Origin of the sequence: Bordetella genomosp. 2 (assembly GCF_002261345.1) — a bacterium.
In the GTDB taxonomy this organism is placed as follows: Bacteria; Pseudomonadota; Gammaproteobacteria; order Burkholderiales; family Burkholderiaceae_B; genus Bordetella_A.
In genome coordinates, this window is record NZ_NEVT01000008.1 from 281513 (window position 1) to 296043 (window position 14531).

Consider the following 14531-nt stretch of genomic DNA (forward strand, 5'->3'; position numbering starts at 1 on the left):
TCATCATATCATTCGACCTCCAGGCCGCGTTCGATGCCGGCATGCAGGACCCGGGCGGGCGCATGGGTGCCGTAGCTATAGCAGAGCTCGGCCAGGTCGGCTACCGGCCAGAATGCCAGGTCGGCCTGCTTGCCCACCTCCAGGCTACCCACCCGATCGGCCATGCCCAGCGCGCGCGCCGCGGCGTATGTCACGCCGTTCAAGGCTTCCGCCGGCGTCATGCGGAACAGCGTGCAGGCCATGTTCAACATCAGCAGCAGCGACGCGAACGGCGACGTGCCGGGATTGCAATCGGTCGCCACCGCCATCGGCACCCCGTGCTGGCGCAGCAAGGCAATGGGCGGCGTGTGCGTATCGCGCAGGAAGTAATAAGCGCCGGGCAACAACACCGCCACCGTGCCGGCCGCGGCCAGCGCACGCGCGCCGGCCTCGTCCAGGTGCTCGAGATGGTCCGCTGACAACGCGCCGAAGCGCGCCGCCAGCTCGCTGCCCCCCAGGTTGCTCAGCTGTTCGGCATGCAGCTTCACGGGCAGGCCCAGCGCCGTGGCGGCCTTGAACACCCGTTCGACCTGTCCGGCATCGAAGCCGATGTTCTCGCAGAAGGCGTCCACGGCATCGGCCAGCCCGGCGGCCGCCACTGCGGGCAGCATCTCGTCGCAGACATGGTCGATATAGGCGTCGGCCCGGCCGGCATATTCCGGCGGCAGCGCATGCGCGCCCAGGAAGGTCGCGCGCACCGTGACGGCTTCCGTTTCGCCCAGGCGCCGCGCCGCGCGCAGCATGGCGAGCTCGGTGTCGCGATCGAGCCCATAGCCCGACTTGATCTCCACGGTCGTGACACCTTCGCGCATCAGCGCCTGGAGCCGCGGCCGGGCTTGCTCGAACAGCGCGGCCGTGCCGGCCTCGCGCGTCGCGCGCACGGTCGAGGCAATGCCGCCGCCGGCGCGGGAGATCTCTTCGTAGCTGGCGCCCTTCAACCGCAATGCGAATTCGCGCGCCCGCGAACCCGCATACACAAGGTGCGTGTGGCAGTCGACCAGGCCGGGCGTGACCCACTGGCCGCCAGCGTCGACAGTGGCCGTCACCCGCATCCGGGCCGGCCGTTCGGCCGCGCGGCCGATCCAGGCGATGCGGCCGCCGGCGATCGCCAACGCGTCCGCGTCGTCGGCCACCCCGTAATCACCCGCGCGCCCGGGCGCGAAAGTGGCCAGCCGGGCATTGACGACCAAGGTATCCCAGGCCTGGGGTATTCCCTGATGCTCCATGGAACGGCTCCTTTCGGGATATGCATAGCACCAAAGTTTACTTGACTATACTTGTATATCCAAGTTAAATCCTCCTGTCGACATCGCTTTTCGGAACCCTGTCCATGAACGCCACGCTACGCGACCAGCCCCTCGCCCCCTATGCCCGCATCAAGCAGCACATCATCGAGAACATCGAATCGGGCCAGTGGGCAGTCAATGAACAAGTGCCCTCCGAGAACCAGTTGGCCGCGCAATTCGACGTATCCCGCATGACCGCGCGCCGCGCCATCCTGGAACTCACGCAGGACGGCATGCTGGTGCGCAGCCAGGGCGTGGGCACCTTCGTGGCCGAACGCCGGCCTGTACTGCCGGTGCTGGAAGTGCGCAACATCGCCGACGAGATCGCCGAGCGCGGCCACCACTACAGCAACCGCGTGATCACGCTAGAACAGGACGCGGCCACCGACGGTATCGCCATCGCGCTGGGCATCGCGCCCGGCAGCCCGGTGTTCCATTCAGTCCTGCTGCACCTGGACAATGGCGTGGCGGTGCAACTGGAAGACCGCTACGTCAATCCGCAGGCCGCCCCGGGATATCTCGAGCAGGACTTCAGCCAGGAAACCCCCAATGCCTACCTGAGCCGCGTCGCGCCCCTCTCGGCGGTCGAACACACCATCGAAGCCATCCTGCCCAACGCCGAAGTCGCCGGCTGGCTTGGCCTGGCAGGCCCGCAAGCCTGCCTGCAGGTGCTGCGGCGCACCTGGACCGCGCCCCATGTCGCGACCTTCGCCCGCCTGATCCATCCGGGCAACTCGTATCGCCTCAGCGGCTATGCCACGGTGTCCGCGCCGGCCGCCCGGACTGCGGCGCCCAAATAGAAACCCGACGGAGACACGCCATGAGCGCCCCCACGCCCACCCGCCACGACGCCTCGCGCAGCATCCGCGCCCCTCGCGGCAACACCCTGAGCTGCAAGAACTGGCTGATCGAGGCCGCCTACCGGATGCTCCAGAACAACCTGGATCCCGAGGTCGCCGAACACCCGCACGAGCTGGTGGTGTACGGCGGCATCGGCCGCGCCGCCCGCAACTGGCAGGCCTACGACAAGATCCTGGAGGTACTGCGCCGTCTCGAGGCCGACGAAACCCTGCTGATCCAGTCCGGCAAGCCGGTCGGCGTATTCAAGACGCACGCCGACGCGCCGCGCGTATTGCTGGCCAACTCCAACCTGGTGCCGCACTGGGCCACCTGGGAGCATTTCCATGAGCTCGACCGCAAGGGCCTCATGATGTTCGGACAGATGACGGCCGGCAGTTGGATCTACATCGGCTCCCAGGGCATCGTCCAGGGCACCTACGAAACGTTCTACGCGGTCGCCAACCAACATTTCGGCGGCGACCCCAAGGGCCGCTGGATCCTGACCGCCGGGCTGGGCGGCATGGGCGGAGCGCAGCCGTTGGCGGCGACCATGGCGGGCTTCAGCATGATTGCCGTGGAATGCGACGAATCGCGTATCGACTTCCGGCTGCGCACTCGCTATATCGACGTCAAGGCCACCTCCCTCGACCAAGCGCTGGCGCTTATCGAGCAGGCCCGCGCCGATGGGCGTGCGGTGTCGGTGGGCCTGCTGGGCAACGCCGCGGACGTGGTCCAGGAAATGGTCCGCCGCAATATCACGCCCGACTGCCTGACCGACCAGACGTCGGCCCACGATCCATTGAACGGCTACCTGCCGCAGGGCTGGTCCATGGACGCCTGGCGCGACAAGCGCCAGAGCGATCCCGCCGCCGTGGTGGCAGCCGCCAGGCAATCGATGGCTGCGCATGTGCGCGCCATGCTGGAACTGCAGCAGCGCGGCGCGGCCACGCTGGACTACGGCAACAACATCCGGCAGGTCGCGCTGGAAGAAGGCGTGGCCAATGCCTTCGACTTTCCCGGCTTCGTGCCGGCCTATATCCGGCCGCTGTTCTGCGAGGGCATCGGGCCATTCCGCTGGGCGGCGCTGTCGGGCGATCCGGACGACATCTACAAGACCGACGCGAAGGTCAAGGAACTCATTCCCGACGACAAGCACCTGCACAACTGGCTCGACATGGCGCGCGAACGGATCGCCTTCCAGGGGCTGCCGGCGCGCATCTGCTGGGTCGGCGTGCGCGACCGTGCGCGGCTGGCCCTGGCCTTCAATGAAATGGTGCGCAGCGGCGAGCTGAGCGCGCCCATCGTGATCGGCCGCGACCACCTCGACTCCGGTTCGGTAGCCAGCCCCAATCGCGAGACCGAATCGATGCGCGACGGCTCCGATGCGGTGTCGGACTGGCCGCTGCTGAACGCACTGCTCAACACCGCCAGCGGTGCCACCTGGGTATCGCTGCACCACGGCGGCGGCGTGGGCATGGGGTTTTCGCAGCATGCCGGCGTGGTCATCGTGTGCGATGGCACGGCCGAGGCCGACCGGCGTCTGGCGCGCGTACTGCACAACGATCCGGCCACCGGCGTGATGCGCCACGCGGACGCGGGCTACGACATCGCCGTCGAGTGCGCCCGGTCGGTCGGCCTGGATTTGCCCATGCTGCGGCCGTAGCCCCGTCTTCCATCGACCCCAAGGAGCTGTGATGCATGATCCCCTACCGACTGCTGGCAGCGCCTTGAGGGTTCTGCGGCAGGCATCGCGACGCAGGGCGGGCCTGGCCCTGATGGCCCTGGCCACCATGACCTGCGTCTTGACCGGGCCCGACGCACGGGCGAACGACGCCGCCGTGGTGGCCGCGCAGCCCGCGGCGACCGCCGCCACGCCTGCCCGGCAGGCGCCGCTGGCGCTGGACGGCCGCTCGCTCACGCCGAAGCAGGTGCTCGAAGTGGCGCGCGGCCACCGGCCCGTGGCTCCTGCCGAAAGCGCGTGGCAGCGGGTGGACCGCTCGCACCAGCTGCTGCTCGAATACGCGCGGCTCGGCCAGCCAGTCTATGGGCTGAACCGCGGCGTCGGCCAGAACAAGGACCAGACGATTTTCTCCGGCGACACGCTTTCGGACGAGGCGCGGGCATTGTCCGAGGCATTCAACCACCGCATGCTGCTCTCGCATACGGTCGCTTATGGCGAGCCCGCGCCGGCCGACGCCGTGCGCGCCGCAATGCTCGTGCGCCTGAATACCGCGCTCTTCGGCGGCACTGGCATGAGCCCGGCGCTGGTGCGCCAATATGTGGCATTTCTCAACCATGGGCTGACGCCGGTCGTACTCGGCCAGGGCTCGGTCGGCGAGGCAGATATCGGCATCCTGCCCCAAATCGGCCTGGCCATGATGGGCGAAGGCCAGATCGAACTCGGCGGCAAGCTCATGACGGCGGCCGACGCCCTGCGGCAGGCGGGCGTCGAGCCGGTCAGGCCCTACGCCAAGGACTCGCTGTCCCTACTCAGTTCGAATGCCTACAGCGCCGCCCTGGCCATCCTGGCCGCGCACGATGCCGGGCGGCTCGTCGACCGCGCCGACGAGATCGCCGCCTTGTCGCTGGAAGGCCTGAACGGCAACGTCGCCCCGTTGCTGCCGGCTACCCAGGCGCAACGCCCTTATGTAGGGCAGCGCCAGTCCGCCCGGCACATTCTTGCCATGCTGGAAGGCAGCGCGCTCTGGCAAACCGACGAGCAGCGCGCGCTGCAAGATCCCCTGAGTTTCCGTACCGCCAGCCAGGTACACGGCGCCGCCCGCGACGCGCTGCGGGCGCTGGAAGCCCAACTGGCCATCCAGATCAACAGCTCCGACGACAATCCCACCGTGGCGCTGGACGCGGTCCCGCCGCCGGGCGTCCATCCGCAGGAAGCGCGCTACTACGTGACTCGGGGCGCGGTACGGGGCGCGGTACTGCCCAGTGCCGGCTTCGACCCCACGGCATGGGTGCTGCCGCTGCAGTCGGTCGGGGTGGCGTTGTCGCATATCGCGCAGTCATCGGCGCAACGCGTGCTGCGCCTGGGCGACCCCGGATTCTCGAAACTTTCGCGCTTCCTGTCGCCTGACAGCAAGACCTTGGCCTACACCACCATCCAGAAGCCCGTATCAACGCTGGCGACGGAAATCCGCGCACTGTCGCAGCCTGTATCGTCGGACGTGCTGGTGGTGGCCGGTCACATCGAAGACGTGGGCACCAACGCGCCCCTGGTCGCACAACGGATTCAACAGCAAGTGCAGCGGCTGCGCACGCTGCTGGGTATCGAACTGATTCACGCGGCGCAAGCCGTGGACCTGCGCACGCGCGCCGATCCACAGCGCTCACTGGGCAAGGGAACCAGCGCGCTGCTCGCGGCATTCCGCCAAGAAGTGCCGTTTCTATCGGAAGACCGGCGACTGGCCATCGATATCGCGAGCGCCAGCCGCTTTCTTGAACGGGACCACGACGCCGGACAGTAGGCGCTGGCCCGATACAGCAGCGAGCTCTGCACAGGGGAAACCATGAATACCTCTCTCGTCATCCGCATGAGCGCCGCCATCCTGGCCGGCGCGCTGTCCACGTCGGCGGCATGCGCCGCCGGCGGCAAGTATCCCGAGCGGCCCGTCACCATAGTGGTGCCATTCGGGGCCGGCGGCATCGCCGACGCCCTGCCTCGCATCGTCGGGCAGGAACTCGGCGACAAGTGGGGCGTGCCGGTCATCATCGAGAACAAGGTCGGCGCGTCCGGCAATATCGGTATGGACTACGTGGCCCGCGCCAAGCCCGACGGCTATACACTGGCCCTCGCGCCGGCGGGCAATTTGACCGTCAACCCCTTGCTCTACACCAAGCTGCCGTTCGACACGGCCAAGGATTTCGCGCCGGTCACCATGCTGGCCACGTCGCCCAACGTGCTGGTAGTCAATGAGCGCGTACCCGCGAGCACTTTCAAGGAACTGGTGGACTACGCCCGCCAGCATCCCGACAAACTCAATTACTCGTCCCCCGGACCCGGCAGCGGCGCCCACCTGGCCGGCGAACTGCTGAACCAATCGGCTGGCATTGTCGTGCGGCACATCCCCTACAACGCGATGGCCGCCGCGGTCAATGATGTGGTCGCCGGCAACGTCGACATGATGTTCGCGGGCGTCTCGACGGTGCTGCCGCAGATCCAGGCCGGCAAACTGCGCGCGCTGGCCGTGGCCGGTCCCGCGCGCCTGCCACAGCTGCCGGACGTTCCCACCGTGGCGGAAAGCGGCTACCCCGGCTTCGACGTGACCTCTTGGTACGGCATCGTGGCGCCCGCCGAGGTCCCGGCCGAAATCCTCGACCGGCTGCAGGCCGACATCGCCGCCGCCGTCGGCATGGAAGCCGTGCGCCAGAAATTCACCGGCTTGGGCGTGGAGCCGGCCGGCTCGAGCCGCGCCGACTTCGCCCGCACCATCCAGGACGAGAGCCGCAAGTGGGCGGCCATCGTCAAGAAAGCCGGCATCCAGCCTATCCAATGACCGAGGAGACCTCATGCAGTCCATCGACATCACCTACCTGAACGGACCCGACGTACGTGCGCTGGCGCTCACCGACGCCGAAATTCTCGCCGCCGTGGAAAGCGCGCTGGACGCACAAGGACGCGGCAAGACCGTCATCGAGCCACGGGTGCACCTGGTGCCGGAATCCTCGACCAAAGGCCATTTCAATGTGCTGCGCGGCTATATCGAACCGCTGCACGTCGCCGGCGTGAAAGTAGTCAGCGACTTTGTCGACAACTACAAGATCGATCTGCCATCTGAAATGGCCCTGCTGAACCTGTTCGACCCAGTCAACGGCAAGCCGCTGGCCGTCGTCGACGCCACCGCCATCACCGACATGCGCACCGGCGCGGTCACGGCCCTGGGCGCCAAGTACCTGGCGCCGAAGCGGAGCAAGGTGCTGGGCCACATCGGCTCGCGCGGCACTTCGTACTGGAATGTCCGCCTTCTCGACAGCCTCTACGATTTCGACGAGATCCGCGTGCACTCCCGCCGTCCCGAAAGCCGCCAGGCATTCGGCGAGCGCCTGTCGCGCGACCTGGGCAAGCCGGTCAAGGTGGTGGACGACTGGGAGTCCTGCGTGCGCGACGCCGACATCGTCGTCGAGGCCTCGCGCCTGCCCGAGCCCACGCCACTGCTCAGGACGGAATGGATCAAGCCCGGCGCCCTGGTCATGCCCTACGGCACCATGAGCGCGGTGGAATTGAGCCTGACTGACATCATGAGCAAAGTGGTCGTCGACGACTGGGGCCAATGCCGCAAGGGGCTCCCCTACGGCGCGCTGCGCGCCCACGTTGACAGCGACCGCATCACCGAGGAAAACCTGCACGCCGAGATCGGCCAGATCGTCGCGGGGGCCAAGCCGGGCCGCGAGCGTGACGACGAGACCATTCTGTTCTGGCACCGCGGCCTGTCAACCACCGACATCGCGCTGGGCCATGCCATGCTCGAGAAGGCCCGCAAGATGGGCCTGGGCCAGACGCTCAAGTTCGCCTAGGCACTGCGCCATGGAGCTGATCGCTTCCACACGCATGTACGACGCGGCCCCCGCGGCGCGCGCCGCCTGGCACGCGCTGCTCCAGGCCGCGCACGCGCGCGCCGGCCTGGAGATCCGGTTCGTCGAACACGGCTGGCCGACTCCCATCGGTGAACTGTGGGACCGGCCCGGCCTGTGCGGCGCCTTCATGTGCGGCTGGCCCTTCGCCACCGCCTTGCGGGCGGGACGCGCCTACACGGCCATCGCCGGCGTGGTCCCGGCCTGGCCCGCCTATCGAGGGTTGCCGCGTTACCGCAGCGAGTTCCTGGTGCGCGTCGACAGCCCCTGGCGCACGCTGGCCGACGCGACCGGCAGCCGCTATGGCTGGATGGTGCGCGACTCGCAATCCGGCTGGAACGCGCCGCGCGCCACTCTGGCCCGGCACATCCCGCCGGGCGGCTCGCGGTTCGCCGAATCCAAAGGGCCATACGGCAACCCGCGCGGCCTGCTGCGCGCCCTGGTGGATAAGCAAATCGACCTCACCGCGGTGGACGGCTGGTACCTGGACTTGCTGCGCGCGCACGACCCGGACACATTGGCCGGGCTGCGTACCCTGGCCTATACGCCCTGGACCCCCAACCCGTTGCTGGTGGCCGGACCCGACGTAGACCCGGCCGTCGCCGCGCGCCTGTCGCGCGCGCTGCTGATCCTGCACGAAGACCCGCGCGATGCGTCGCTGCTACGCAATGCGCACGTGGCGCGCTTCGTGCGGCCCGCACCCGCGCGCTACGGGGCGCTGATAGACATGGAGCAGGCGGCGCTCGCCCGCGGCTATCCGGAGATCCGCTGAAACAGGCGCCGTCACGAGCCGGCGCCATGGACGCACAACTGCCCGGCGCCAAAACCAGCGACGTGAGGCACCCCCATCAGGATCATGGTGCGCTCCAGCTCGGCGCGCAGCAAGGACAGCACGCCGTGCACGCCCCGCTCGCCGCCCCCGGCCAGACCATATGCCATCGGCCGGCCCACCCATACCCCTTGCGCGCCGCAGGCCAGCGCCTTGGCGATATCCGAGCCGCGCCGGAAGCCGCCGTCGACGAACACCAGCGCCTTGCCGTCCACCGCATCCCGCACGCGCGGCAGCATCTGCATGGTGGCGGGCGCGGCGTCCAGCTGCCGGCCGCCGTGGTTGGAAACGATGAGCCCGTCCAGGCCCAGCGCCACGGCGCGGCGCGCATCGTCCGGATGCAGCACGCCCTTGACCAGCAGCGGCCCGTCCCACAAGGAGCGGAGCCAGGCCAGGTCCTCCCATACCAGGGACCGGTCCATGGCGCGCGACAGCAGCGCGGCCTGCGCCTGCGCCGACGCGGCGCCGTCGGCCGGCGCCAGGTTGACGAACTGCGGCGCGCCGGCGCGCGCCATGCGGGCCAGCCAGCGCGGGTGGGTCAGCATGTCCCACAGCATGGCCGGCCCCGGCCTGAAGGGCAGCGCGAAGCCATTGCGCACATCGCGCTCGCGGTAGCCGCTGACCGGCACATCGATAGTCAGCACCAGCGCGTCGAACCCGGCCTGCCGCGCGCGCCGCACGATCTGCGCGGCCAGGTCGCGCGCCTGCATGACATACAGCTGCATCCAGCAGGGGCCGGCGGTGGCGGCGCGCACGGCCTCCAGCCGGCTGTTGGACGCGGTCGACAGGATGAACGGCAGGCCCGCGGCGCCCGCCGCCCGCGCGGCCAGCACATCGCCGTCCGGGCGCAACAGGCCGTTCAGCCCGACGGGCGCCACGCCGAACGGCGCGGCCCAGCGCTGGCCGTACACCTGGACGCCGGTATCGACGCCGGTCGTGTCGCGCAGGCCGCCGGGCAGTAAGCCCAACCGTTCCAGACTGTGCGCGTTGCGCCGCAAACAGCGCTCATCCTCCGCGCCGCCCTCGACATAATCGAACACGAAGCGCGCCAGCTCGCGGTAGTCCGCGACGTTCAGTTGCATGGCCGGTCTCCCGTCAAGACGACACGGGCTTGCGCACGAACCGCAGCGGGTGCTCGACCAGGTCCGGCGCAGGCAGGTCCAGGGCGCGCGCCAGCGCCTGCCCCTGCGGATCGGCCAGCGCCGCCGCGCGCGCCTTGGCGATGCGCCCGGCCAGCGATTCCCCGGGGCTGTCGTCGGTCCGGGCCGCGGCCAGCCAGGCCTGCACATCGTCCAGGATCGCACGCAGACTGCGATGGCCGCGCTCGCTGGTCTCGCCGTAGCCCTTGACCACATTGCCGCACAACGCCAGTTCCAGGGCGGCGCGCGGATCATGCGCCAACAGGCCACGCACGGCCGCCAGCCAGCGCCCGATCATCCTCTGTTCGGCCGCATAGCGTTCGGTGCGCGGGCGCCAGCGGCGCAAGCCGCGCAGGAGGCACAGCAGGGCAAACCCGCTGACGCTGCTGGTGCGCACGCGCAGGCCCGTGGCCAGACGGCCGGCATGCCTGCCCAGGCGGCGGCGCAGCCACCCGGCCAGCGCCGGAGGCAGCACCGAGCACAACTCGTCCAGGCCCGGCTTCAGGAACTCGGTCACGCGCACCGGCTCGTCCGGCGCCGCGCCCACTTCACGCCGGACGCGCTGCAGCCGTGCGCGCCGCGTCTTCAAATCCGCGACGCGGATCACGTCTTCGTAGCTCATCCACAGGGCCAGGAAGCGCGCCGTCTCGCGGGTCACCTCCAGGCCCTCGCCGCCGTGCGCCTGCTCGCTTTGCAGGATCGACTCGACACGGTCCAGATACAGGTCCGCATAGGCCGGCCCCTGGTAATCGATGAGCTGGGCGACGCCCGCGCCGGCCAGCGGCCTCACCTGGACAGGCAACACCGCGACGCGAGCCGGCATCGGCGCCGCCGGCTCGCCATCGACCGGGCCGTGCACAGCGGAAAGTGCCGGGCCCGCCGCGGCGGCCACATCCGGCATGCCCGCGCCGGCCGCCCCGGCCAGCGCCCGGGCCTGCTCGTAGCCGGCCGCGAAGCCGGCCAGGCTGGCATCCACCGCCTTGCCGGCCTGGCGGATGGCGTCCTCGCATGCCGCGCGGCTGAAGGGCAAGGCGCCGCTGCCGGCCATCGCGCCGAACAGCACGGTGTTGATGACGGTGCGATGGCGCGCCGCCAGGGCCGCCATGTCGAACAGCACGGTCTGCCTGGCCAGCGCCTCGGCCGCGCGCAGCACACGCTCGGCGCGATAGCGGCCGTCGCCCATCGCCGCCTTCTCGGACACCGCGAACTCGCGATGCGTGGAAGCCACCAGCACCGTCTTGTGCGGGTTGACATAGCCGCCTTGCAGCATGCGGCCGGCCTCGACCAGCTCGGAGGCGGCCACGATCGCCACGTCCCCGGGATAGGGCACCAGGGAAAAGACTGGCTCGCGTCCCTGCAGCGCCGCGCGCGGCGCCGGCAGGATCTCCAGGTAATAGTTGGTGGCCCCGGTACGCTGCGCCACCCCGGGCACGGACGTGCCCTGGACAGGAAAGTCGTGCGCGCGCGCCGCGGCGATGATCCAGTCGGCCAGCACGCCGCCGCCTTCGCCTCCCAGCGCGGCGACCAGCACGGTGATCGGTGCGGGAATGGTCATGGCGCCACTCCTTCGATCCCGCGGGCGCGGCCGGCCAGCGCGCCGATGATGCGCCGGCGCCAGCGGTCGGCGCGCCGCTCCCAGGCGGTCGGGTTCTGCACCACCTCGGCCTTGAAGAACGATGGGCACAGCTGTGCCGCATGCGCCACTTCGCCGCACAGCCCGCAGCCGACGCAGCCCTGGTTGACGGTGGCGACCGGGTCGGTGCGCAGCGCGCTGGGATTGGGCTTGATCGACAGCGACGGACAGCCCGACAGCCGGATACAGGAATGATCGCCGGTGCACACGTCCTCGTCGATGCCGAAGCGGGTGCGCACCACGCGCTCGCCGTTCTTGAGCTTGCGCGCAGTCAGCGGCTTGAGGCGGCGCTGCCGTTCCAGCTGGCATTCGCCGTCGGCGATGATCACCTTCAGCCCGCCCTCGGGCGTGCTCATCGCCTCGTCCAGGGTGCGGCGCATGTCGGCGACCTGGTAGCTGGGGACCTTGCGCAACCACTTCACCCCCACGCCGCGCAGCGCCGCCTCGATATCCAGCGTCAGGGGCTTGGCCGCCGGCTGCGAAGGCGAGGAAGGAATCGCCTGCGTGCCGGTCGCCGAGGTATAGCCGTTCTTGAGGATCACCAGCACGGAGTCCTGGCCGTTGTACATGGCATTGACGACGCCGCTGGTGAAGCCGTTGTGCCAGAACCCGCCGTCGCCCATCACGCTGACCACCCGCTTTTGCATCAGCGGCGCGATGCCGGACGAACTGGCCAGCCCCAGGCCATACCCCAGCACGGTGCTGCCGATGTTGAACGGCGCCAGCGTGCCGAACGTGTGGCAGCCTATGTCGGCGCTCACGTGCAATGGCCCCAGCTGCTGCTGCGCCAGCTTGATCGCGGAAAACACCGGCCGCTCCGGGCAGCCGACGCAGAACCCCGGCGGACGGTTCGGCACCGGCTCGCCCAGCGCCTGGAGCGCCGCCCGCTTGTACCCTGTCAGCGCCCCGGCGGCCTGGTGCAACCGTTCGCCTTCGCGCGCCAGTCCGGCCTGCCGCAGGTAATCCGCCAGGCCACGCAACATGACTTCGCCGGTGTACTCCCCCGCCAGCGGGAACACGTCCTTGCCATGCACGCGCGTGGCCGCGCCCGCCTTGCGCAACAGCGCGTTCAGCGCCTCTTCGATATAGTCCGGCTGGCCTTCCTCCACCACCAGCACCGCGTCCTTGCCCTGGCAAAAAGCCTGCAGCTCCTCCGGCACCAGCGGGTACACGACGTTGAGCACGTAGATGGGCACCTCGCTGGCGCCGAAGACGTCGGCCAGCCCCAGCTGCTGCAAGGCGCGGATGACGCCGTTGTACAGCCCGCCCGGCACGACCAGCCCGAGGTTCGCGCGCGCGCCGGGAAAATGCTCGTTCAACCGCGCCCGGCGTATGTGTTCCAGCGCCGCCGGCCAGCGCACCTGCACCTTCTGGCGTTCGTGCTCGTAGGTCGATGGCGGCAGGTTGATCTTGGCGTAGTCGAACTTGCCGTCGCGCAGCCCCAGGCGCGTCGATACCTGCGGCGCCACGTTGTCCTTGCACACGAAGCTGCCGTGCACGTGGCAGGCGCGGATGCGCAGCTGCATCATCACGGGCGTCTGGCTGGCTTCCGACAGCTCGAACGCCTGCTCCACCGCGTCGACGATCGACGTCAGGTTGGGGCGCGGGTCCATCAGCCAGATCTGCGACTTCATGGCGAAGGCGTGGGTGCGCTCCTGGATGATGCTGGAGCCGTCGCCGTAGTCTTCGCCCAGGATGATCAGCGCGCCGCCCGTCACGCCGGCCGACGCCAGGTTCGACAGCGCGTCCGACGCGACATTGGTGCCCACCGTGGATTTCCACGTAACCGCCCCGCGCACCGGGTAATGGATCGAGGCGCCCAACATCGCCGCCGCGCCGGCCTCGGAGGCGCTGTTCTCGAAGTAGATGCCCAGTTCCTGCAGCAAGCCCTGCGCATCGCCCAGCACGTCGATCAGGTGCGACACCGGGGCGCCCTGGTAGCCGCCGATATAGCTGACGCCGGACTGCAGCAGCGCCTTGGTGACGGCCAGGATGCCCTCGCCGTGAAAAACCTGGCCAGCGCCCAGCGAGAGATTGCCGACCTCGCGCGCGAACGAACGTTCCATGCCTGCCTCCTGGACAACGCCGCGCCATAGGGCGACGCGGGCGCCGATGTAATGGGTATTGGGCGATAGTAGGAGCGGGCATACAATCCATACAATCGATGGACGGTATGTTTCATATCGAATCCATCTATACAACATCAATAACACGCTGGCGCGCCGCGCCAGGGAGACAAAGCGCATGGCAGCCTCGGCCCCTGACGCCGGCGGCGCGCACCGGCTCGACCTGAACCTGGTGCGCCTGATGGTGGCGGTATTCGAGACGGGCAGCGTCAGCCTGGCAGCCGAACGGCTGGCGCTGACCCAGCCCACGGTCAGCTACGGGCTCGCCAAGCTGCGCCAGTCATACGGCGACGCCCTATTCGTGCGCGACGGCCGCGGCATGACGCCCACTCCGCGCGCCGAGCAGATATACGCCGCATTCCAGGAAGCGCTCGCCTGCATCGACAGCACCCAGGAACTGGCCGGCCCCTTCGTGCCGGCCAGCACGACGCGACGCTTCCGGGTCGCGATGTCGGATATCGGCGGACTGTGCTTCCTGCCGCCGCTGATGGCCCACCTGCGCCGCGTGGCGCCGCAGGCCAACCTGGAGGTGCTGCAGGTGCCGGTGGACACGCTGATCGAGCAACTGGCCTCGGGCAAGGCCGACGCCGCCGTCGGCAACCTGCCGATGCTGCACGACAAACTGCGCAACCGGCCGCTGTTTCGCGAACACTACGTCTGCCTGATGGCGCGCGGGCATGCGGCCGCCGCGCACGGCGAGCTATCGCTGGCCGCGTTCCTGGCCACGCCACACGTGCTGGTATCGTCGCCCTTCTTCGCGCACCAGCGCATGGAAGAAACCCTGCGCGCCCAGGGCGTACACCGCAAGATCGCGCTGCGCATCCCGCACTTCACCATCCTGCCCGGCCTGATCGCGCAAAGCGACCTGATCGCCATCCTGCCATCGCGGGTGGCGCGCGTGTTCGAATCCTACGGAGGCCTGCAGTCGCTGCCGCTGCCGGTGGCCATTCCGGAGTTCGAAGTATGCGTGCACACGCACGCCTACCATGCCGCCCAGCCCGCCGTGCACTGGTTCGCCGGGCAGATCGTATCGGCCTTGCAGGATCTCTGACCATC

At 69.2% G+C, this 14531-nt stretch carries 11 protein-coding genes; 7 read left to right on the plus strand and 4 right to left on the minus strand.

Annotated elements, in window-relative coordinates:
* Positions 1-8 precede the first annotated feature (8 nt).
* Entirely contained in the window at positions 9-1265 is a 1257-nt protein-coding gene (hutI, locus tag CAL24_RS20250; RefSeq protein WP_094807732.1) for an imidazolonepropionase, read from the minus strand.
* Positions 1266-1369: 104 nt separating this feature from the next.
* Here hutI and hutC point away from each other — a divergent pair, with 104 nt between their 5' ends.
* The 6 genes from hutC to CAL24_RS20280 are packed head-to-tail and all read left to right on the plus strand — an operon-like array spanning position 1370 to position 8520.
* Positions 1370-2125 carry a histidine utilization repressor gene (gene hutC, locus CAL24_RS20255; protein WP_094807733.1) on the plus strand — a complete coding sequence of 252 codons (756 nt, stop codon included), beginning with the start codon at positions 1370-1372 and terminating at the stop codon, positions 2123-2125.
* 20 nt (positions 2126-2145) lie between these two features.
* Complete coding sequence (gene hutU / locus CAL24_RS20260; RefSeq protein WP_094807734.1) at positions 2146-3828, plus strand: urocanate hydratase; 1683 nt, start codon at positions 2146-2148, stop codon at positions 3826-3828.
* A gap of 31 nt (positions 3829-3859) precedes the next feature.
* Entirely contained in the window at positions 3860-5644 is a 1785-nt protein-coding gene (locus tag CAL24_RS20265) for an HAL/PAL/TAL family ammonia-lyase (RefSeq protein ID WP_249278596.1), read from the plus strand.
* Positions 5645-5686: 42 nt separating this feature from the next.
* A complete protein-coding gene (locus CAL24_RS20270; RefSeq protein ID WP_094807735.1) occupies positions 5687-6673 on the plus strand; it encodes a Bug family tripartite tricarboxylate transporter substrate binding protein in 987 nt (328 codons plus the stop codon).
* Positions 6674-6686: 13 nt separating this feature from the next.
* Positions 6687-7691, plus strand: coding sequence for an ornithine cyclodeaminase family protein (locus CAL24_RS20275; RefSeq protein ID WP_094807736.1), 1005 nt, complete (start codon positions 6687-6689; stop codon positions 7689-7691).
* A gap of 10 nt (positions 7692-7701) precedes the next feature.
* Positions 7702-8520 carry a phosphate/phosphite/phosphonate ABC transporter substrate-binding protein gene (locus CAL24_RS20280; RefSeq protein ID WP_094807737.1) on the plus strand — a complete coding sequence of 273 codons (819 nt, stop codon included), beginning with the start codon at positions 7702-7704 and terminating at the stop codon, positions 8518-8520.
* A gap of 11 nt (positions 8521-8531) precedes the next feature.
* On the opposite strand, the gene CAL24_RS20285 is transcribed toward CAL24_RS20280, so the two are convergent.
* The 3 genes from CAL24_RS20285 to CAL24_RS20295 are packed head-to-tail and all read right to left on the minus strand — an operon-like array spanning position 8532 to position 13415.
* The gene (locus tag CAL24_RS20285) at positions 8532-9659 is read right to left on the minus strand and encodes an alpha-hydroxy acid oxidase (RefSeq protein ID WP_094807738.1); all 1128 of its coding nucleotides are present in this window, start codon (positions 9657-9659) and stop codon (positions 8532-8534) included.
* Positions 9660-9672: 13 nt separating this feature from the next.
* The gene (locus CAL24_RS20290) at positions 9673-11271 is read right to left on the minus strand and encodes an indolepyruvate oxidoreductase subunit beta family protein (RefSeq protein WP_231501656.1); all 1599 of its coding nucleotides are present in this window, start codon (positions 11269-11271) and stop codon (positions 9673-9675) included.
* Positions 11268-13415, minus strand: a complete 2148-nt coding sequence (locus tag CAL24_RS20295) for an indolepyruvate ferredoxin oxidoreductase subunit alpha (RefSeq protein ID WP_094807739.1) — start codon at positions 13413-13415, stop codon at positions 11268-11270. Before CAL24_RS20295 ends, CAL24_RS20290 begins: the two co-directional genes overlap by 4 nt.
* Before the next feature lie 178 nt (positions 13416-13593).
* Between CAL24_RS20295 and CAL24_RS20300 the strand changes: the two genes are divergently transcribed.
* Positions 13594-14526 (plus strand): LysR family transcriptional regulator, encoded by a 933-nt coding sequence (locus CAL24_RS20300; protein ID WP_051439243.1) that lies wholly within the window; start codon positions 13594-13596, stop codon positions 14524-14526.
* Positions 14527-14531 lie beyond the last annotated feature (5 nt).

Excerpts from the sequence above, each read along its gene's own strand:
- hutI (WP_094807732.1), bottom strand. The coding sequence starts at position 1,265 with ATGGAGCATCAGGGAATACCCCAGGCCTGGGATACCTTGGTCGTCAAT.
- hutC (WP_094807733.1), top strand. The coding sequence starts at position 1,370 with ATGAACGCCACGCTACGCGACCAGCCCCTCGCCCCCTATGCCCGCATC.
- hutU (WP_094807734.1), top strand. The coding sequence starts at position 2,146 with ATGAGCGCCCCCACGCCCACCCGCCACGACGCCTCGCGCAGCATCCGC.
- CAL24_RS20265 (WP_249278596.1), top strand. The coding sequence starts at position 3,860 with ATGCATGATCCCCTACCGACTGCTGGCAGCGCCTTGAGGGTTCTGCGG.
- CAL24_RS20270 (WP_094807735.1), top strand. The coding sequence starts at position 5,687 with ATGAATACCTCTCTCGTCATCCGCATGAGCGCCGCCATCCTGGCCGGC.
- CAL24_RS20275 (WP_094807736.1), top strand. The coding sequence starts at position 6,687 with ATGCAGTCCATCGACATCACCTACCTGAACGGACCCGACGTACGTGCG.
- CAL24_RS20280 (WP_094807737.1), top strand. The coding sequence starts at position 7,702 with ATGGAGCTGATCGCTTCCACACGCATGTACGACGCGGCCCCCGCGGCG.
- CAL24_RS20285 (WP_094807738.1), bottom strand. The coding sequence starts at position 9,659 with ATGCAACTGAACGTCGCGGACTACCGCGAGCTGGCGCGCTTCGTGTTC.
- CAL24_RS20290 (WP_231501656.1), bottom strand. The coding sequence starts at position 11,271 with ATGACCATTCCCGCACCGATCACCGTGCTGGTCGCCGCGCTGGGAGGC.
- CAL24_RS20295 (WP_094807739.1), bottom strand. The coding sequence starts at position 13,415 with ATGGAACGTTCGTTCGCGCGCGAGGTCGGCAATCTCTCGCTGGGCGCT.
- CAL24_RS20300 (WP_051439243.1), top strand. The coding sequence starts at position 13,594 with ATGGCAGCCTCGGCCCCTGACGCCGGCGGCGCGCACCGGCTCGACCTG.